Origin of the sequence: Escherichia sp. MOD1-EC5950 (assembly GCF_002965345.1) — a bacterium.
GTDB classification, from domain to species: Bacteria; Pseudomonadota; Gammaproteobacteria; order Enterobacterales; family Enterobacteriaceae; genus Escherichia; species Escherichia marmotae.
Genome location: NZ_PTSR01000011.1, coordinates 104,899 through 125,358, shown reverse-complemented (window position 1 = coordinate 125,358; position 20,460 = coordinate 104,899). Strand labels below are relative to the sequence as shown.

13 protein-coding genes are annotated in these 20,460 nt (G+C 52.0%); 7 read left to right on the top strand and 6 right to left on the bottom strand.

Annotation, left to right across the window (positions count from 1 at the left end):
* Nucleotides 1-136 precede the first annotated feature (136 nt).
* The 6 genes from atoS to atoB all read left to right on the top strand — a co-directional run bounded on the left by atoS (nt 137) and on the right by atoB (nt 7,387).
* Nucleotides 137-1,963, top strand: a complete 1,827-nt coding sequence (gene atoS / locus BEA93_RS13240) for a two-component system sensor histidine kinase AtoS (protein ID WP_001516745.1) — start codon at nt 137-139, stop codon at nt 1,961-1,963.
* A complete protein-coding gene (atoC, locus tag BEA93_RS13235; RefSeq protein WP_105224651.1) occupies nt 1,960-3,345 on the top strand; it encodes an acetoacetate metabolism transcriptional regulator AtoC in 1,386 nt (461 codons plus the stop codon). The genes atoS and atoC overlap by 4 nt, the downstream gene beginning before the upstream one ends.
* A gap of 195 nt (nt 3,346-3,540) precedes the next feature.
* On the top strand, nt 3,541-4,203 hold the full coding sequence (gene atoD / locus BEA93_RS13230; RefSeq protein ID WP_000850523.1) for an acetate CoA-transferase subunit alpha: 663 nt from the start codon (nt 3,541-3,543) through the stop codon (nt 4,201-4,203).
* Nucleotides 4,203-4,853, top strand: coding sequence for an acetate CoA-transferase subunit beta (gene atoA / locus BEA93_RS13225; RefSeq protein ID WP_000339068.1), 651 nt, complete (start codon nt 4,203-4,205; stop codon nt 4,851-4,853). Before atoD ends, atoA begins: the two co-directional genes overlap by 1 nt.
* Nucleotides 4,850-6,172, top strand: a complete 1,323-nt coding sequence (locus BEA93_RS13220; protein WP_000580268.1) for a TIGR00366 family protein — start codon at nt 4,850-4,852, stop codon at nt 6,170-6,172. Before atoA ends, BEA93_RS13220 begins: the two co-directional genes overlap by 4 nt.
* A gap of 30 nt (nt 6,173-6,202) precedes the next feature.
* A complete protein-coding gene (gene atoB / locus BEA93_RS13215; RefSeq protein ID WP_016248982.1) occupies nt 6,203-7,387 on the top strand; it encodes an acetyl-CoA acetyltransferase in 1,185 nt (394 codons plus the stop codon).
* A gap of 73 nt (nt 7,388-7,460) precedes the next feature.
* Here the strand turns inward: atoB and BEA93_RS13210 are convergent, their stop codons facing one another.
* From BEA93_RS13210 to gyrA, 6 genes are all read right to left on the bottom strand, one after another.
* Nucleotides 7,461-8,237 (bottom strand): YfaP family protein, encoded by a 777-nt coding sequence (locus tag BEA93_RS13210; RefSeq protein ID WP_001225842.1) that lies wholly within the window; start codon nt 8,235-8,237, stop codon nt 7,461-7,463.
* A 4-nt stretch (nt 8,238-8,241) separates the two neighbouring features.
* Nucleotides 8,242-9,891 (bottom strand): YfaQ family protein, encoded by a 1,650-nt coding sequence (locus BEA93_RS13205; protein ID WP_105224650.1) that lies wholly within the window; start codon nt 9,889-9,891, stop codon nt 8,242-8,244.
* Nucleotides 9,892-14,490 carry an alpha-2-macroglobulin family protein gene (locus BEA93_RS13200; RefSeq protein ID WP_105224649.1) on the bottom strand — a complete coding sequence of 1,533 codons (4,599 nt, stop codon included), beginning with the start codon at nt 14,488-14,490 and terminating at the stop codon, nt 9,892-9,894.
* Nucleotides 14,424-15,047, bottom strand: coding sequence for a DUF1175 domain-containing protein (locus BEA93_RS13195; RefSeq protein ID WP_105224648.1), 624 nt, complete (start codon nt 15,045-15,047; stop codon nt 14,424-14,426). The genes BEA93_RS13200 and BEA93_RS13195 overlap by 67 nt, the downstream gene beginning before the upstream one ends.
* Nucleotides 15,044-16,732: a DUF2138 domain-containing protein gene (locus BEA93_RS13190; RefSeq protein WP_105224647.1), complete on the bottom strand. Its 1,689-nt coding sequence runs from the start codon at nt 16,730-16,732 to the stop codon at nt 15,044-15,046. Before BEA93_RS13190 ends, BEA93_RS13195 begins: the two co-directional genes overlap by 4 nt.
* A 148-nt stretch (nt 16,733-16,880) precedes the next feature.
* Complete coding sequence (gyrA, locus tag BEA93_RS13185) at nt 16,881-19,508, bottom strand: DNA topoisomerase (ATP-hydrolyzing) subunit A (RefSeq protein WP_016248987.1); 2,628 nt, start codon at nt 19,506-19,508, stop codon at nt 16,881-16,883.
* A 146-nt stretch (nt 19,509-19,654) separates the two neighbouring features.
* On the opposite strand from gyrA, the gene ubiG reads away from it, so the two are divergent.
* Nucleotides 19,655-20,377: a bifunctional 2-polyprenyl-6-hydroxyphenol methylase/3-demethylubiquinol 3-O-methyltransferase UbiG gene (gene ubiG, locus BEA93_RS13180; protein ID WP_016242523.1), complete on the top strand. Its 723-nt coding sequence runs from the start codon at nt 19,655-19,657 to the stop codon at nt 20,375-20,377.
* Nucleotides 20,378-20,460: the final 83 nt, after the last annotated feature.

Below are 20,460 nucleotides of genomic sequence, written 5' to 3'. Positions count from 1 at the left end.
GGAGTGTGGTTAAGGTAGCGGTAAAAACGTGCCACCGCAATGTTCTGTCATCCCGGTAATATGATACACCGCCGAGAAATCATCACCTTAACCCCCGATAATCGTCATATACCGGACAAGATTGGTGGATTTCAGCATGAATTATATGAAGTGGATTTATCCACGCCGCTTACGCAATCAAATGATCCTGATGGCAATCCTGATGGTCATTGTCCCAACGCTTACTATTGGTTATATCGTAGAAACGGAAGGACGTTCAGCAGTCTTATCTGAAAAAGAGAAAAAACTTTCTGCCGTGGTCAATCTGCTTAATCAGGCGCTAGGCGATCGCTACGATCTCTACAACAACTTACCGCGTGAAGAGCGTATCCGCGCATTGAACGCAGAACTTGCTCCCATTACCGAAAATATCACTCACGCCTTCCCTGGGATAGGTGCTGGTTATTACAACAAGACGCTGGATGCGATAATCACCTACGCGCCTTCAGCGCTATATCAGAATAATGTGGGCGTTACTATCGCCGCGGATCACCCTGGTCGCGAAGTAATGCGTACAAATACACCTTTAGTTTATTCAGGCAGGCAAGTTCGCGGCGATATTCTGAATTCAATGATTCCCATTGAACGTAATGGTGAAGTCCTCGGCTATATCTGGGCCAATGAATTAACCGAAGATATTCAACGCCAGGCCTGGAAAATGGATGTGAGGATTATCATTGTGCTCACCGCCGGTTTGCTGATTAGCCTGCTGTTGATTGTGCTCTTCTCCCGTCGCCTGAGCGCCAATATAGATATCATCACCGATGGCCTCTCGACTCTGGCGCAAAATATTCCTACCCGATTACCACAATTGCCCGGTGAAATGGGGCAAATCAGCCAGAGTGTTAACAACCTCGCCCAGGCACTGCGTGAAACGCGGACACTTAACGATCTGATTATTGAAAACGCTGCCGATGGCGTCATTGCCATTGACCGCCAGGGTGATGTAACCACCATGAACCCCGCAGCAGAAATCATCACTGGCTATCAACGTCATGAACTGGTAGGGCAGCCTTACGCCATGTTGTTCGACAATACTCAGTTCTACAGTCCTGTACTGGATACGCTGGAACATGGCACCGAACACGTGGCACTGGAAATCAGTTTTCCAGGCCGTGACCGCACCATTGAACTCAGTGTCACTACCAGTCGTATTCATAACACGCATGGTGAAATGATAGGTGCTTTGGTGATTTTCTCTGATTTAACTGCCCGAAAAGAAACCCAACGCCGCATGGCGCAAGCTGAACGCCTCGCCACCCTGGGTGAACTGATGGCAGGCGTGGCGCATGAAGTACGTAATCCGCTGACGGCTATCCGTGGTTATGTGCAGATCCTACGCCAACAAACCAGTGACCTAATACATCAGGAATATCTGTCCGTTGTGCTCAAAGAAATCGACTCAATTAACAAAGTCATTCAGCAATTGCTCGATTTTTCACGCCCACGCCACAGTCAATGGCAACAAGTCAGCCTTAATGCATTGATTGAAGAAACTCTGGTACTGGTACAAACCGCCGGAGTACAAGCGCGGGTCGACTTCATAAGCGAACTGGATGATGAATTAAGCCCGATTAGCGCCGATCGTGAACTGCTCAAACAGGTACTACTGAATATCCTGATCAATGCCGTCCAGGCTATCAGTGCACGAGGGAAAATTCGCATTCGAACCTGGCAGTACAGTGACTCACAACAGGCCATTTCGATAGAAGACAACGGCTGTGGCATTGATCTCTCGCTGCAAAAAAAGATCTTCGATCCCTTTTTCACCACCAAAGCCTCAGGAACAGGGCTTGGTCTGGCGTTAAGTCAGCGCATCATTAACGCCCATCAGGGGGATATTCGCGTGGCCAGTTTGCCGGGCTGCGGCGCAACCTTCACCCTTATTTTACCGATCAACCCGCAGGGAAATCAGACCGTATGACCGCTATTAATCGCATCCTTATTGTTGATGATGAAGATAATGTTCGCCGTATGCTAAGCACCGCTTTTGCACTACAAGGATACGAAACACATTGTGCGAACAACGGACGCACAGCATTACAACTGTTTGCCGATATTCACCCTGACGTGGTGCTGATGGATATCCGCATGCCAGAGATGGACGGCATCAAGGCACTAAAGGAGATGCGCAGCCGTGAAACCCGAACCCCCGTTATTCTGATGACGGCCTATGCTGAAGTGGAAACCGCCGTCGAAGCACTACGTTGCGGTGCCTTCGACTATGTTATCAAACCGTTTGATCTCGATGAGTTGAATTTAATCGTTCAGCGAGCTTTACAACTCCAGTCAATGAAAAAAGAGATCCGCCATCTGCACCAGGCACTGAGCACTAGTTGGCAATGGGGGCACATTCTCACCAACAGCCCGGCGATGATGGACATCTGCAAAGACACCGCCAAAATTGCCCTTTCTCAGGCCAGCGTCTTGATTAGCGGTGAAAGTGGCACCGGAAAAGAATTGATTGCCAGAGCGATTCACTACAATTCGCGGCGGGCAAAGGGGCCATTTATTAAAGTCAACTGCGCGGCGCTACCGGAATCGTTGCTCGAAAGTGAACTGTTTGGTCATGAAAAAGGCGCATTTACTGGTGCACAATCCTTGCGTCAGGGATTATTTGAACGCGCCAACGAAGGTACTCTGCTCCTCGACGAAATTGGCGAAATGCCGCTGGTACTGCAAGCCAAATTACTACGCATTCTTCAGGAACGGGAATTTGAACGGATAGGCGGCCATCAAACCATAAAAGTTGATATCCGCATCATTGCTGCCACCAACCGCGACTTGCAGGCAATGGTTAAAGAAGGCACTTTCCGTGAAGATCTCTTTTATCGCCTTAACGTTATTCATTTAATACTGCCACCTCTGCGCGATCGTCGGGAAGATATCTCCCTGTTAGCTAATCACTTTTTGCAAAAATTCAGTAGTGAGAATCAGCGCGATATTATCGATATCGATCCGATGGCAATGTCACTGCTTACAGCCTGGTCATGGCCGGGAAATATTCGTGAGCTTTCCAACGTCATTGAACGCGCCGTCGTGATGAATTCAGGCCCGATCATTTTTTCTGAGGATCTTCCGCCGCAGATTCGTCAGCCTGTCTGTAGCGCTGGTGAGGCCAAAACAGCCCCTGCCGGTGAGCGTAATTTAAAAGAGGAAATTAAACGCGTCGAAAAACGCATCATTATGGAAGTTCTGGAACAACAGGACGGCAACCGAACCCGCACGGCTTTAATGCTGGGCATCAGTCGCCGTGCATTGATGTATAAACTTCAGGAATACGGTATCGAACCGGCGGATGTATAACACCAAAACTTGCTATGCAGGAATTTGCACAGTGCGCAAATTTCTGCATAGCCGAACATTCACCTTCGTCATCCCCTTCTAATTTACCCTTTATTATTCAACCAGTTAAAAAACAACAGCAAATATTCTCATTCTGGCACTCCCCTTGCTATTCCCTGACTGTACCCACAACGGTGTATGCAAGAGGGATAAATAATGAAAACAAAATTGATGACATTACAAGACGCCTCCGGTTTCTTTCGTGACGGCATGACCATCATGGTGGGCGGATTTATGGGGATTGGCACTCCATCCCGCCTGGTTGAAGCATTACTGGAATCAGGCGTTCGCGACCTGACATTGATAGCCAATGATACCGCGTTTGTTGATACCGGCATCGGCCCGCTCATCGTCAATGGTCGTGTCCGCAAAGTGATTGCTTCACATATCGGCACCAACCCGGAAACAGGTCGGCGCATGATATCTGGTGAAATGGACGTCGTTCTGGTGCCACAAGGTACGCTAATCGAGCAAATTCGCTGTGGTGGTGCCGGACTTGGTGGCTTTCTCACTCCAACCGGTGTCGGAACCGTCGTAGAGGAAGGCAAACAGACGCTGACACTCGACGGCAAAACCTGGTTACTTGAGCGTCCACTGCGCGCCGACCTGGCGCTAATTCGCGCTCATCGTTGCGACACACTTGGCAACCTGACCTATCAACTTAGCGCCCGCAACTTTAACCCCCTGATTGCCCTTGCGGCTGATATCACGCTGGTAGAGCCAGATGAACTGGTCGAAACCGGAGAGTTGCAACCTGACCATATTGTCACCCCTGGTGCCGTTATCGACCACATCATCGTTTCACAGGAGAGCAAATAATGGATGCGAAACAACGTATTGCGCGCCGTGTGGCGCAAGAGCTTCGTGATGGTGACATCGTGAATCTGGGCATTGGTCTGCCGACGATGGTCGCCAACTATTTGCCAGAAGGCATTCATATCACTCTGCAATCGGAAAACGGTTTTTTGGGGCTAGGCCCGGTGACAACGGCACATCCTGATCTGGTGAACGCTGGCGGACAACCATGCGGTGTTTTGCCTGGAGCAGCCATGTTTGACAGCGCCATGTCATTTGCACTGATCCGCGGCGGCCATATTGATGCCTGCGTGCTCGGTGGTTTACAGGTAGACGAAGAAGCCAACCTCGCGAACTGGGTAGTGCCTGGGAAAATGGTGCCCGGTATGGGTGGAGCGATGGATCTGGTGACCGGGTCGCGCAAAGTGATCATTGCCATGGAACATTGCGCCAAAGATGGTTCACCAAAAATCTTGCGCCGCTGCACCATGCCGCTCACTGCGCAACACGCGGTGCATATGCTGGTAACAGAACTGGCAGTCTTTCGTTTCGTTGACGGCAAAATGTGGCTCACCGAAATTGCCGACGGATGTGATTTAGCCACCGTGCGTGCCAAAACCGAAGCTCATTTTGAAGTAGCCACCGATCTGAATACGCAACGGGGTGATTTATGATTGGTCGCATCTCGCGTTTTATGACGCGTTTTGTCAGCCGGTGGCTTCCCGATCCCCTGATCTTTGCCATGTTGCTGACGTTGCTAACATTCGTGATCGCGCTTTGGTTAACACCACAAACGCCGATCAACATGGTGAAAATGTGGGGTGACGGTTTCTGGAACTTGCTGGCGTTCGGTATGCAGATGGCGCTTATCATCGTTACCGGTCATGCCCTTGCCAGCTCCGCTCCGGTGAAAAGCTTGCTGCGTACTGCCGCCTCCGCTGCAAAGACGCCCGTACAGGGCGTCATGCTGGTCACTTTCTTTGGCTCAGTCGCTTGTGTCATCAACTGGGGATTTGGTCTGGTTGTTGGCGCAATGTTCGCCCGTGAAGTCGCCCGGCGAGTACCCGGTTCTGATTATCCGTTGCTCATTGCCTGCGCCTACATTGGTTTTCTCACCTGGGGCGGCGGCTTCTCTGGCTCAATGCCTCTGTTGGCTGCCACACCGGGCAACCCGGTTGAGCATATCGCCGGGCTTATCCCGGTGGGCGATACTCTGTTCAGTGGTTTTAACATTTTCATCACTGTGGCATTGATTGTGGTGATGCCGTTTATCACCCGCATGATGATGCCAAAACCGTCAGACGTGGTGAGTATCGATCCGAAACTACTCCAGGAAGAGGCTGATTTTCAGAAGCAGCTACCGAAAGATGCCCCACCATCCGAGCGACTGGAGGAAAGTCGCATCCTGACGTTGATCATTGGTGCACTCGGTATCGCTTACCTGGCGATGTACTTCATCGAACATGGTTTCAACATCACCATAAATACCGTCAATCTGATGTTTATGATTGCGGGCCTGCTACTGCATAAAACACCAATGGCTTATATGCGTGCTATCAGTGCGGCAGCACGCAGTACCGCCGGTATTCTGGTGCAATTCCCCTTCTACGCCGGGATCCAGTTAATGATGGAACACTCAGGCCTCGGCGGACTCATTACCGAATTTTTCATCAATGTCGCAAATAAGGACACCTTCCCGGTAATGACCTTCTTTAGCTCTGCGCTGATCAACTTCGCCGTACCTTCTGGCGGTGGTCACTGGGTTATTCAGGGGCCATTTGTGATACCCGCAGCCCAGGCACTGGGCGCAGATCTGGGTAAATCCGTAATGGCGATCGCCTACGGCGAGCAATGGATGAACATGGCCCAACCGTTCTGGGCGCTGCCAGCACTGGCAATCGCCGGACTCGGTGTCCGCGACATCATGGGCTATTGCATCACTGCCCTGCTCTTCTCCGGCGTCATTTTCGTCATTGGTTTAACGCTGTTCTGACGGCAACTCTACAGACAGAAGGAATATAAAATGAAAAATTGTGTCATCGTCAGTGCGGTACGTACTGCCATCGGTAGTTTTAACGGTTCACTCGCCTCCACCAGCGCTATCGATCTAGGGGCAACGGTGATCCAGGCCGCCATTGAACGCGCAAAAATTGACTCACAACACGTAGATGAAGTGATTATGGGTAACGTCCTGCAGGCGGGTTTAGGGCAAAACCCGGCGCGTCAGGCATTGCTTAAAAGCGGGCTGGCAGAAACGGTGTGCGGATTTACGATCAACAAAGTGTGTGGCTCGGGTCTGAAAAGCGTGGCGCTTGCCGCCCAGGCGATTCAGGCCGGTCAGGCGCAGAGCATCGTCGCGGGTGGAATGGAGAACATGAGTTTAGCGCCCTACTTACTCGATGCAAAAGCACGCTCAGGTTATCGTCTGGGAGACGGACAGGTTTATGACGTAATCCTGCGCGATGGTCTGATGTGCGCCACCCACGGTTATCATATGGGGATTACCGCCGAAAACGTGGCCAAACAGTACGGAATTACCCGTGAAATGCAGGATGAACTGGCACTAAATTCACAGCGTAAAGCGGCAGCGGCAATTGAATCTGGTGCTTTTACAGCCGAAATTGTCCCGGTAAATGTCGTCACACGGAAGAAAACCATCGTCTTCGATCGCGATGAATTCCCGAAAGCAGATTCTACTGCAGAAGCTCTGGCTGCATTGCGCCCGGCCTTCGACAAAGCCGGAACGGTCACTGCCGGGAATGCTTCAGGCATTAACGACGGTGCTGCCGCACTGGTGATTATGGAAGAATCGGCGGCGCTGGCGGCAGGCCTTAAACCACTGGCTCGCATTAAAAGCTATGCCAGCGGCGGCGTGGCTCCCGCGTTGATGGGAATGGGGCCAGTACCTGCCACACAAAAAGCGTTACAACTGGCAGGGCTGCAACTGGCAGATATTGATCTTATCGAAGCCAATGAAGCGTTTGCTGCGCAGTTCCTTGCCGTAGGGAAAACCCTGGGCTTTGATCCTGAGAAAGTGAATGTTAACGGCGGGGCTATCGCGCTCGGGCATCCTATCGGTGCCAGCGGTGCACGTATTCTGGTCACTCTGTTACATGCAATGCAGGCACGCGATAAAACGCTGGGGCTGGCAACGCTATGTATTGGTGGTGGTCAGGGAATTGCGATGGTGATTGAACGGTTGAATTAATAAACAAAAACGCCCGATAGCGAAAGTCATCGGGCGTTTTCTTAAACAACGACAGTGAAGGTAACCTCATTAATTACCAGTCAAAACTTTTCACCAGCGTCAGTTCACCAGCATTACGCATCGGGACAACAAAAGTTTCCTGTTTTTCATTGACCGAGCCTTCATCAGTGATGAGCGTCAGTTGAGCAGTCGTCAATTCCGTTTCGCTGCGTCCGCCATAGTAGTTGATATACACCTGATAGCGCCCGTGAATCGGCGCAGGCATAGCGAAAATCTCTGGTCCGTAACCTGTCGTGACATCCATATCCAGTGCGCCACTATTTTTCAGCGCTGTATTACCGTACCAGGCGTGTTCACCATCCGGCGTGACGACATGGAGATCGAGATCGGTATTATCCGTATCCCATGAAAGAACTAACCGTAAACGCGCGCGAATTGCACCAGCCCCCGGTGTAGAGTAAAACTGCATTTTTTGTCGGCTTTGCCCATCGGGGCTGATGACCTGCACACTGTTGCTGCCTTCGGTAAAAATATAAGGGCGCGCAAATGAACCATCAGATTCAATTCTCTGCGGCATACTGGCACCGTTGACCACCAATCGCCCCTGCTGGGTTTTGCCCGCCGCAGCATAATTTTTTATTTTGCCGCGGATCTGCGCAGAGATATTTTGATCATCAGCCATATTGACGGACGACGCGGGGTAATTGATCGATTGTGAAAAACTGGCATCTTCACCCTCTGCCGGATGCCAGCCAGAAAGCGGTGCATCAATTTCGACTTCCTGCACTCCTTCGCTGTGGGCAACAGGCGAAAGTGCCACCAGTAACAACGGAAGAAATATCTTTCGCATAGCATTAGTCCATTAATAATTGTCGGGTCAGCGCTTCGATATAGTTCTCATCCAGCCCGGTGGGGTATCCATCAAAGGCAAGATGCAGGTACTCATGAGTTAAATCCAGTCGATCCTGAAGTGTAAAAAAATTACGAATAAATAGCCTTTTTTGCTGCCGATCGGTATAGGGGAACCCCGAGACTAAACGGCACACCGCGAATACGTCTGGCTCGTTGTACCCCGTCTCGTCTTGTAACGCGCGCCGCCACTGTGGCATTTTTTCCACCAGCCAGGCTTTCGCTTTCGGTAATAACTGGCAAGTAGAGCGTGGTGCTCCCCAGCGGCTAAGGCTGTTGTCGGGATAAGCAAAGGCGAGTATCTGGTCGTAACGCTCTCCCTGCCCCGCCTGGACGGTGGCTTGCCGCCAGGACAGCGTTCCTTCAGCAGCGCGACTGCCATGATAATGAACCGGATCGCCCGCATAGATGAGATCCTGCGTCCAGGCGGTCATCGTCCGCGCGCCCGTGGTGGCTGGCGAAGCAGAAACGCGCTGAGTGGCGCTGCTGTCCGGGATTGTCAGGCAATCGCCTTCCCGATCGGCGTTTTGCTGTAAAAATGTGCGAATCGCCACGGTCATGGCTTTCGCTGCCTCAGGGGGCGTACTTTTCGCCTCGCGATCCAGCACTCTGGCAACGTACTCTTCACGATCGAGATGCGACTGCAATTTCAGTTTGCCATTTTCCGTAAGTAAGGTCGTCTCACCGTGGCTGACCAACGTAATATGGTTACCATTGGCAAACGTCACTCGATAGCGCCCATTGAGCACGCCGGGTTTTACTGCCGTCGTACTCTTTTCCGCAGTGATTTTTTTCACCGGATAACGAGCAAACAGATCCACCAGTACACATTGCCCACTGGCAACTTGCGTCGGTACAGGCAAAACCTGATTAAGAATCGTCGCGTAACGGGTCAATACCGTTTTGCTGGTGCCGCTGCCTGTAACCCATAGCGGCGTACCATCAGTTAACCAACCAGCAAAACCGCCCTGACGGATTTCCTGTTTATCATCGGCAAACCAGCTCCAGGTTTTCACTCGTACCCGACTACCGAGCATGGACGCTACGCCAATTTTCGAATCGTCCAGCACCACGTCCAGTAATATTTTCTGGGCTTTGTTTTGCGCAGGTAACGTCGCCAGTGAATCAAGCAACGATTTAACGGTTACCGACGTTTCGGGTTTCAGCGTAGAAAGCGATGCTAACCAGGTTGGTGCCTGGCGCTGTTGCCAGTATTGCCCCCACGCATCCGCACCGATGTGCAACCGCTGCGGCGAAAAGTAGAGACCACAGGAACGCACCAACGCCGTTTCGCGCGTAATGCTCTCCCCCGCCTGACAGCAATAGACTTCTTCCGGAGAGTTACCGCGACACTGGTAGGGCTGCTCCGGCTGATGAGTATCCTCAAGCCAGGCATAAACATACAGCTTCCATAAGCTCCCTAACGGCGTAGTGAGCGTGTCAGGTAGCGTAGAGACGTTTGTCACGCCCGATGGCGTCAACTGATACAGTTGATCATGCTGCGCCCCCCGCAGTGTCAGTTGTAACGGCGTCTCCTCCGCAAACGTTGACAGCGTAACCAGCGTCAATAGCCAGACGATTCTGCGCCAGTTCACTTATTTCACCTGCATCCCGCGCCATTCGCTACCTGCCGCAACGCTTTGCTGCGCAGGCGCATAGGAACGCACATAACGAACGGGCGGTAGAACGAATTGCCCTTTTTGCGAGAAGCGCAGCAGATGGTGGAAAGTGACCGTTCCTGCAAATTCTTTCACCGGCACCATATAAGCCAACTCGCTCATTTCATTACGCGCTTTTTCCAGCAACTGCCCCTGCTGTTTCGCGGTGTTGGGCTTGTTGACTGAGATGCCCCACGTTGTCCGTTCAACATCAGCTCCCGGCGGTAGCGGTACTTCCACCTGACCGTAGCGCAGCGGCGCATCCTGCTCACTGGTGAGAGTGATTTCATCGAGATACAGCGCATCGCTGTCAATCTCACTACTGGTAACCGGCTGCAGAGTAAAGCTCATCTCTTCATCCCCCGGGATCAGCCGATACAACTGGCGTTCAACGGTCACCGGAATGTTACTTTGTTGAGCAGTTTTTGCCGGTTCACGCCAACGGACCTGCACGTTTTGCGACGATAATTCGTCACCAAAAGAGAGAATGTCTGGCACCCCCTGACCAACCCAACGCCAGTATTCGCCCCCGCCAGTCGCCTTTTGTTTAGCCCATGCGCCCGCAGGTGCGGGTAACACTACGGGAGGCATCGCTGCCATATATTTCGCCAGCCAGTTCATGGCCAGTGCACGTTCGATACTGGATTGCTGGGCGGTTAAACCACTTAAAATGGCCGCAGCCTGGGTGGAGTCGCCACCGCTATTAAGCAACACAACCGTGTGCGCCAGCGGTTGGTTGCTGTTTGCCGCTTTATCCCACGCATACTGCTGGACCTGTGGCATGACAGTGGACTTCAACTGTGCTTTTTTCAGTAACGTCATGGTTAAAACGTTTGCCACCGCATCCGCCAGCGGAGACTCTGGCGCATCGAGGATCAGGCTATCATTGATATCACGAGTGTCTTCCTCTGAGAGCGCTTTGATTTCTTTCCGGGAAACCGCTTCATCCAGCCCTTTCAGCAACGTTTTGCACGGCAGATTCATCTCCTGCGCCCACGCCAGCACCAGCGCCCGATGCAGTAACGGCATGTTATCCGCCTGCTCTGCGTAGCTGTCGAGCATATGCTGCCAGTATTCAGGTTGTTGCGTTACGCCAAGCGCCTGACTGGCCTGCCAGTCGGCATACCATGCCCATGCTGTCAGGAAGGCATCGCCATTGCCATCTTCACCCCACCAGGTAAAGCGCGCGCCTGGCCCCGCCAGTTGCATCAGCCGCAAACGGTTATCCTGAATCATCTGACGAATGTCGTTGGCGGCAGCACTCTGATGATCGGCAAGCGCACGCCAGGCAAGGCTTAGGGGGAGCAGACGGCTACCGGTGTTGATTACGCCCCCCCAGGGTTCATCGACTAACGCGTCGAGGTTATTACGGAAAATCTCCTGCGGCGTTTCGCTGCTTTGTAGTCGGATGTTACTCGCCAGCTCTGGCAACATCAGCGTGTTATCGCCACCGCCGAGCATGACGTTTTTCTGCTGTTCAACGGACCAGGTGTTATCAACAAAAGACAGTTTTGTGCTAATGCTGTCCTGCACTTGCCCATTTTGTTGCAATTCTGCGCTTAGCAAACCAGATTGCTGAATGTCCTGCGTCAGCAAAATATAGTTAGCCCCTTTATGCAACGTCAGCGTCTGGCGCATTTCAACACCCGCAAATTTACTTACCAGCTCTACCGGTTCGTTATCCTGCTGACTGAAAATAAACAGCCCTGCCGCCGGTTTGTCGCCCAGGCGATACACCGTTGGCATACTCCACTTCATGTAGAGATTTTTTTCCGAGCGCAAATAAGCACGCCCCTGCCCGACCAGCCCGTCGCCGTTCATCCCACGTGCGGTAATGCGCCAACGGGTTAACGAATCCGGCATCAGGAACGTGAAATATGCTTTGCCTTGTTTGTCCGTTGTTAGCGATGGCATCCATGCCGCGGTATCAACCTCTTCGCGCCGTGGGCGTTCCAGCATTTTCACTCGCCGCTCGCTGCGGTTTGTTGCTCCTGGCGCAACCGGCTCGCTGGAGAGTGCCTGGTCGTAGCTGATAAATGACAGGCTGGAACTGGTACGCACATTGTTACGCCCCAGCGGATAGAAAAATTTGCCGATATTTGGCGCAATCTCCGGTTGCAGCGCGTAGATCATTTCATCGACCACGCCAACCGTTAGTTGTGCAGAAACAGGTTTGCCCTTCAGCAATGAGGTTAATTCCACATTTACCAGTTCGCCTGGCTGGTAATGGGTTTTGCCCGTTTTCACCCGAATATCTAACTGGGGAACGGCGACTTTGATCCCGGCATTCTGAAAACTGTACTGCCCGTTACGGGTATACAGCACCGAAAAGGTGATGTTAGGCGCAAAGGTATTACTCACCGGAACGCGGGCTTCATACTGGGTATCGTTTAAACGTTGCAGTGTTAGCCAGCTTGCTGGTTGCGATAACAGCGACCGCTGTTCAACGCGATCACGCTCCAGCGTCAGCAACGCTTCATCAATCGGTTCCGGGAAAGTGATCAGCATCTTCGCGGTTTCGCCGGGCTGGTAGAGCGTTTTATCCGCCACAATATCTACCGTACCGGTATGCGCCATGCTGCCCTTACCGCTGACCGCATGGCTTAACCCGGCGAGGATCAGGCCGTCTTTATCACGCAAAGTCAGATTGTAGTTGCCGGGTTTATCGAAATTAACGGTGAAGGATTTACCGCCAGACGCCAGGTCACCGCTGTAGCTTGTGCGGTCTTCCAGACGCAACCACTCGTACTTAACGGGAACCTGTTTTGAAGCCTCCAGCGCGGCATAACGGAACACCACCGGCTCGCCACTTTTGCTGTATTGTGCGGCGGTGCTTAGAGTGTAATGTGCAAGACCGCGTTCAATGAGGATCTCTTTGGTGGTGGTAACACGATACGCCGCGCCGTCGCTGGCGGAGACAGTTAATAAATAACGGCTCGGTTTATCGGCAGCGGGAAGATTTAACGCCACATGACCGCTATCGTCTGAAACCGTTTCGCTGCCTTCAAGCGACACCGGGAAACGCCCGGCATAACGCAAATCGTTGCCAACCATCGACAATTGTTGGGCGCGCAAACTTAACTGCACCCGAGCATTTTTTACTGGCTCACCATCCGGGTAGAGCAGTTGTAGTTTACCGCTGACCGCTTCGTCAGTTTTGAAATCTTTTTTGTCGAGGGCTAAGCCAATCTCAAAATGCGGTTTGATGTAGTTTGCCACGCGAAAACTGCTGCTATAGACCTGGTTGCGGTAAGCCAGGCGTAACTCATAACCTCCGGCAACGGCATTTTCTGGCAGGCGGAAACTCCCCTGCCCGCCATTACGCGCATCAAGCGCGACATTGACGGTTTGCAACAGACTACCGTTGGCATCCAGCACCGAGAGTTTCGCCGGAGCACTTACGATAGGGGATGAATGCAGCGGGCCGTGAAACTCGCGCCCCATCACTTTGACATCAACACGGTCGCCTGCGCGGTATAGCGGGCGGTCGGTAAAGATATACAAACGGGTGTTATAGGTTTCGCTTTCGTAGAAGAAATTCTCGGATACAAAAACGCCGCCTTCAGCATCTTTACCAAGAATGTATGAACGTTCAGGCGATATATGTTGTAACTGCAAGGCACCGCTGTCATCAGTAACGCCGCGAGTCATCACGCCAAAACCGTCAGTCCACAGGATCTCGGAGCCAGGCTTCGCTTCACCCTGCTTTTTGCCAGCGGTCCACACCAGAAGTTCGTTACCCGACACTTTGCTGAGCGCCACGGTATCGGAAACAAATACCACTGTTGTCGCCCGATAACTGCCTACCATCGCCTCGACGAGGTACAGTCCAGGCTCTTGTTTGCCGAGAGGAATATAGACATTGCCCGGCTGCGGCGAGATGAAATTACTGGATGCACCGTCCAGTTTTACGCCTTGTTGTGGCTCGACTGGTTTTGCCTGCCATAGTGGGTAACGAAACTGCTCCACCAGCGGGTATTTCTTCAGCGGTGAAAACGGGTTGTTTTGTACATAACGGGAAGGTTTGATGATGGCATTGCCAAGCTGCAATTCCGGTAATGCCTGAGTTACATTCTGCCGCGACTGAGAAGAGAAAGAACGCTGCATCACGCGGCGAGATTTGCCGTACCAGTTATCCCACAGCCAGGTCAGCGTATTGTTCAGACCGTCGCCCAGATATTGCGGCTGTACCACAATGCGATGCAGGTTTTTCTGCTGACGCAGGAACGCTATTGGGTCAGGAATACGATACAGGCGAACATCCACGCCGCCGTATTCTTCCATCTGATAACGCCGATAATCACGCCCCGGAGCTTCCAGCCGCACTTTAGCCTCTTCATTGCTGCTAAAACTGCTGTCAGCGAGCAAAAAGAATGTTCCCCCGGCAGGTGGCGCATAATTGCTGGAAGGGAGTGAGTCATCAGCGTTAACAAGCCCCGTCCCTGCGAGAGACAAGCACAGACAGGCCGCTATCGCGCCAGAAAATTTAAACGATAAATGCCAATAAAATTGGGATTGGAATCGTTGGGTATCCATCGGGTGTCCTTCCATGTCATAAGTTGTTGCAGACTGACTGCGCGCATTCCGTTGTCAGTTTTCGTAGCGCTTCCGGTGTGGTAGATGACGTAACGCCCCATCCAGACCATTAAATGCTGGGCATCGCCCTGATCGAAAAAAATCATATCGCCAGGCTGCGCCTGGTTTATGTCCAGGCCAATAAAATGGCTGTTGTACTGAATCAAATTAATCGCTGTCACATAGGGGCCGGTTTTGTCGTTCCCCTGATTCCAGTTTTGTGCCAGTTGCCGCTGTTCAGGTGTTAGCGTCATCTCTGGCGGCAAATACTGACTTGCTATACCGTTACTTTTTAGCCATTTGCTGTCGTGAACTTTCAGTGCCTCGTTCGCCGCAAAGCGCACCAGTCCCGCACAATCCTGCTGATACCAACGCGGACTTGGCCCCTGACGTAGTTGTTCTTGTGCAATGCGCACAAACCAGGTGCGAAATAGCCCCGATTGTTCGACATTCAGTCTTTCGCTATGGGCAACAAAACAACACAGCCAACAGATCAGCGCCAGCAACCCGTGTCTCATAGTGGCTGCCAGGTAATGGGTATCCACTGCCAGGCGGCACCGGGTTCCATCTGAGCCAGCTTTATGACATAGCGAGGTTGTTGAGATAAAGCGTCCAGCTTCGGCATTAATAAAGTTTGCGCGGCATTATAAAAAACCGGTTCGAGGTTCTTCGGCAGACTGGTCAGCGTTTCGTTGCGCAACAATTTCGCCACGCCTTGCGGATTCACATAAACCGGAACCACACCACCGACCGGAATTACATCCACCATTGCCGGTCGCGTTTTATTCAGTGTTTGCAATGCGTTATTAACCAGCGTGTCATCCAGGGAGAAAAGCAACGTTTTATTTTGCATCGCCAGCGACACACGGAAAAAGGACGCTGACATAAGTTGTTCAGGTTGTGCTGCCTGTGCGGCTGGGTACTGGCCGTAACGAGAACTGACTTCCCGACGCCATATTCTGGCCTCTCCTTGTTGTGTTTCCGTCACCGGCAGTACACCTTCCGGCGCTTTGCTTTCGTGCGCGCCGATATTTTGGCTAAACAGTTTCCCTGGTAGTTGCGCCTGTTCGGCTGTGCCATCAAACTGACCAACAAATAACGGTGTTTGCAGTTTTGAGTCTTCATACCAACACAGTCCGGCAGCACCATCTAACGCCCCGTTCAACTTGTCGTTTTCCTGGCTGATGTGCGAAAGCATCTCTTCGGCAATACCGTGCGAATACGGCACAGCTACGCAGAAGCTGGCACCAGCAGGCATACTGTTCCATACCGGAGTGAAATCGAAACTGGCATCTACACTGGCGGATCCATCATTTAATGCCAGAAAGCTGTGCCAGCCGTCGTTGTTCATTTCGAAGCGCACACCGGCAAAAGATGGGATAAGTCGCTGGTAGCCAAAGCCCAGCAAATTTGCGCTAACCACGATACGCTGACGTACTGGTGTTTTTCCGGCAGTACGCTCTTCCAGGCCAAAGCGGGTTTCCCAGCGTTTTTTGCCGCTCAACAAATCACTCGCGATCGCCGTCGCTTCGCTATCCTGCTGGTCGTCTTTAAACAGCATATCCGTACTGGAGAAAACCAGCATTTTGTCCTGATAAGTCGTGAACATCAGTGTGTTATTGCTGTTATAGCGCAACTGATAAACAGGAATAGTTTCATTATTTATCTTGATGCTGCTGATTTCCGTCTTGCTTAACTGGCTGTCGCTGGTGGCAGCAAACAGTAACGGTTCCAGTAATTTACTTAAGCCACTGCGCTGAATCAGCACCATATAATGTGAAAGATGTCCCTGTTTATCGTGCCACAGCGCCGCCTGCGCAGGCTGGTCTAACAACGAGGAAAATAACTTATCTTTCAGCGTGAGATCGTGTTCATAGACAATGCGGCGAATGCTGCCTTCAATGCCCAGACGGTCGGTATGGTTCTGATAATAAAAAACAAAATCTTCGCTTAAAACATCATGGAGAAAAGGAATTGTGAGGAGATCTTTGGGGAGCTGGCTTAGAGAGTCGCTGTCGAGAAAGAGGTCCGGCTCATTGAGATCGATTTGCAGATTGTTGTGCACCACCAGTGGTGACAAGGTTTTTTCTGCTCCACTGCCAGTGTATTGCAATGCCCAGACGCCTGCGGAAAGCAGTGCTATTGCCCCAAAACCTACAAGGCCATAAAACCGCCAGCCTTTCGCCTTTTTTTCACCACTCATTGCCACATTCCTTGTGTAAAACCAGCCATTTTTTATGGGCGATGTAAAACTTTATCGCGCCCTAATACGACAAAAGCCCAGACTTTGCAGTCTGGACTTTTCAATTCAAAAAAGGGAAACAGCTCCCTTTTGGCATGAAGCGATGAAATTATTCTTCTTCTGGTTCGTCGTCAACGTCCACTTCCGGAGCGATTTCATCGTCCCCTTCCGCAGCACTGCCGTCGATAGCATCCAGCTCTTCGTCGTCAACTGGCTCTGCGACACGTTGCAGCCCCACCACGTTTTCATCTTCCGCTGTACGGATGAGGATAACGCCCTGAGTGTTACGACCAACCACACTGATTTCCGAAACACGTGTACGCACCAGCGTACCGGCATCAGTGATCATCATGATCTGGTCGCAGTCATCTACCTGCACCGCCCCAACCACTAACCCGTTACGTTCAGTGACTTTGATGGAGATAACCCCTTTCGTCGCACGCGACTTGGTTGGGTATTCCGCCACCGCGGTACGCTTACCGTAACCGTTTTGCGTTGCGGTAAGGATTGCACCATCACCACGTGGAACGATCAGAGATACGACTTTATCACCTTCGCCTAAACGGATACCGCGAACACCAGTGGTGTTGCAGCCCATCGCGCGAACAGAAGATTCTTTAAAGCGCACCACTTTACCTTCAGCGGAGAACAACATCACTTCGTCTTCGCCGCTGGTCAGGTCAACGCCAATCAGTTCATCGCCTTCAACCAGTTTGATTGCCACTTTACCAGCGGTACGCAAGCGGTTGAATTCGGTGAGGACGGTTTTCTTCACAGTGCCGTTAGCTGTCGCCATGAAGACTTTCACGCCTTCTTCAAACTCGGTCACCGGCAGAATGGCGGTGATACGTTCGTCCTGTTCCAGCGGCAACAGGTTAACGATCGGACGACCACGCGCACCACGAGAGGCTTCAGGCAACTGATAAACCTTCATCGAATAAACGCGACCACGACTGGAGAAGCACAGAATATGATCGTGGGTGTTCGCCACCAGCAACCGGTCGATAAAGTCTTCTTCTTTTATACGTGCGGCAGATTTACCTTTCCCGCCACGACGCTGCGCTTCGTATTCCGAAAGCGGCTGATACTTCACGTAGCCCTGGTGAGAAAGCGTTACGACCACATCTTCCTGGGTGATCAGATCTTCCAGGTTGATATCAGCGCTGTTAGCCGTGATTTCAGTACGACGTTTGTCACCAAACTGTTCACGAACCAGTTCCAGTTCTTCACGGATCACTTCCATAAGGCGATCGGCACTGCCAAGAATACGCAGCAGTTCAGCAATCTGATCCAGCAGCTCTTTGTATTCGTCGAGCAGTTTTTCGTGCTCAAGGCCGGTCAGTTTCTGCAGACGCAGATCCAGAATCGCCTGAGCTTGCTGTTCGGTCAGGTAGTACAGACCGTCACGCACGCCAAACTGTGGCTCCAGCCATTCCGGACGCGCAGCATCGTCGCCCGCACGTTCCAGCATCGCGGCAACGTTGCCCAACTGCCACGGATTGGCAACCAGCGCAGTTTTCGCTTCTGCCGGGGTCGGCGCATGACGGATCAGCTCGATGATCGGATCGATGTTCGCCAGCGCCACGGCTAATGCTTCAAGGATATGAGCACGGTCGCGCGCTTTACGCAGTTCGAAGATGGTACGACGCGTCACCACTTCGCGGCGGTGACGGACAAACGCTGCGATAATGTCTTTCAGGTTCATGATCTTCGGCTGACCATGATGCAATGCCACCATGTTAATACCGAAAGAAACCTGCAACTGGGTCTGGGAGTAGAGGTTGTTGAGCACCACTTCACCGACCGCATCGCGTTTAACTTCAATCACAATGCGCATACCGTCTTTGTCAGACTCGTCACGCAGCGCGCTGATGCCTTCCACGCGTTTTTCTTTTACCAGCTCCGCAATCTTCTCGATCAGGCGAGCTTTGTTCACCTGATACGGAATCTCGTGGACGATAATGGTTTCACGCCCGGTTTTGGCGTCAACTTCCACTTCGGCACGCGCGCGGATATACACCTTGCCGCGACCGGTACGGTAAGCTTCTTCAATGCCACGACGACCGTTGATGATTGCTGCCGTCGGGAAGTCTGGTCCCGGGATGTGTTCCATCAGCCCTTCAATGCTGATGTCTTCATCTTCGATATACGCCAGACAACCGTTGATCACTTCCGTCAGGTTGTGCGGCGGGATGTTGGTTGCCATACCTACGGCGATACCGGAAGAACCGTTCACCAGCAGGTTAGGAATTTTGGTTGGCATGACGTCCGGAATTTTTTCCGTGCCGTCATAGTTATCAACGAAATCGACCGTCTCTTTTTCGAGATCGGCCATCAGTTCATGGGCAATTTTCGCCAGACGGATTTCCGTATAACGCATTGCCGCCGCGGAGTCGCCGTCGATAGAACCGAAGTTGCCCTGACCGTCTACCAGCATGTAACGCAGCGAGAATGGCTGCGCCATACGGACGATCGTGTCATAGACCGCCGAGTCACCATGGGGATGGTATTTACCGATTACGTCACCAACGACACGGGCAGATTTTTTATAGGCTTTGTTCCAGTCATTGCCTAGTACGTTCATGGCGTAAAGTACGCGACGGTGTACCGGCTTCAGGCCATCTCGGACATCTGGCAGCGCACGGCCAACAATGACCGACATCGCATAATCCAGATAGGAGCTTTTCAGCTCTTCCTCAATGTTGACCGGTGTAATTTCTCTCGCAAGGTCGCTCATCTAACCGCTATCCCTCTACTGTATCCCGGATTCAAAGGTCGCAAATTATAACACAGCCGCGCAGATTGAGGTAAACCTATACGCTTTATTCACCTGCAATGCCTGATATACTCGCTTGTCTTGCCAATTACGGAGTAGAAGTGCCAATGAATGCCGAAAAATCGCCGGTAAACCATAACGTAGACCACGAAGAGATCGCTAAATTTGAAGCCGTCGCCTCCCGCTGGTGGGATCTGGAAGGCGAGTTCAAACCACTGCACCGCATTAACCCGCTGCGTCTGGGCTATATTGCCGAGCGTTCCGGCGGTTTATTTGGCAAAAAGGTGCTTGATGTCGGTTGTGGCGGCGGCATTCTGGCTGAGAGTATGGCGCGAGAAGGCGCGACAGTGACCGGTCTGGATATGGGCTTTGAGCCATTGCAGGTAGCAAAACTTCACGCACTGGAAAGCGGCATTCAGGTGGAGTACGTGCAGGAAACCGTTGAAGAGCACGCGGCAAAGCATGCCGGACAGTATGATGTGGTAACCTGCATGGAGATGCTGGAGCACGTTCCCGATCCGCAGTCAGTGGTCAGAGCCTGTGCGCAATTAGTAAAACCGGGCGGCGATGTCTTTTTCTCAACGCTTAACCGCAACGGCAAGTCGTGGCTGATGGCGGTAGTCGGCGCGGAATATATTTTGCGCATGGTGCCAAAAGGCACGCACGACGTGAAGAAGTTTATTAAACCGGCAGAACTGCTGGGTTGGGTGGATCAGACCAGTTTAAAAGAACGTCATATGACCGGGCTGCATTACAACCCGATCACTAACTCCTTTAAGCTCGGCCCCGGCGTTGATGTGAACTATATGCTGCATACGCAGAATAAGTGAGATTGTAAGCCGGATCGCACCGAATCCGGCAACGATGCCAATGCCTGATGCGACGCTTGCCGCGTCTTATCAGGCCTACAAAC

Excerpts from the sequence above, each read along its gene's own strand:
- atoS (WP_001516745.1), top strand. The coding sequence starts at position 137 with ATGAATTATATGAAGTGGATTTATCCACGCCGCTTACGCAATCAAATG.
- atoC (WP_105224651.1), top strand. The coding sequence starts at position 1,960 with ATGACCGCTATTAATCGCATCCTTATTGTTGATGATGAAGATAATGTT.
- atoD (WP_000850523.1), top strand. The coding sequence starts at position 3,541 with ATGAAAACAAAATTGATGACATTACAAGACGCCTCCGGTTTCTTTCGT.
- atoA (WP_000339068.1), top strand. The coding sequence starts at position 4,203 with ATGGATGCGAAACAACGTATTGCGCGCCGTGTGGCGCAAGAGCTTCGT.
- BEA93_RS13220 (WP_000580268.1), top strand. The coding sequence starts at position 4,850 with ATGATTGGTCGCATCTCGCGTTTTATGACGCGTTTTGTCAGCCGGTGG.
- atoB (WP_016248982.1), top strand. The coding sequence starts at position 6,203 with ATGAAAAATTGTGTCATCGTCAGTGCGGTACGTACTGCCATCGGTAGT.
- BEA93_RS13210 (WP_001225842.1), bottom strand. The coding sequence starts at position 8,237 with ATGCGAAAGATATTTCTTCCGTTGTTACTGGTGGCACTTTCGCCTGTT.
- BEA93_RS13200 (WP_105224649.1), bottom strand. The coding sequence starts at position 14,490 with ATGGATACCCAACGATTCCAATCCCAATTTTATTGGCATTTATCGTTT.
- BEA93_RS13195 (WP_105224648.1), bottom strand. The coding sequence starts at position 15,047 with ATGAGACACGGGTTGCTGGCGCTGATCTGTTGGCTGTGTTGTTTTGTT.
- BEA93_RS13190 (WP_105224647.1), bottom strand. The coding sequence starts at position 16,732 with ATGAGTGGTGAAAAAAAGGCGAAAGGCTGGCGGTTTTATGGCCTTGTA.
- gyrA (WP_016248987.1), bottom strand. The coding sequence starts at position 19,508 with ATGAGCGACCTTGCGAGAGAAATTACACCGGTCAACATTGAGGAAGAG.
- ubiG (WP_016242523.1), top strand. The coding sequence starts at position 19,655 with ATGAATGCCGAAAAATCGCCGGTAAACCATAACGTAGACCACGAAGAG.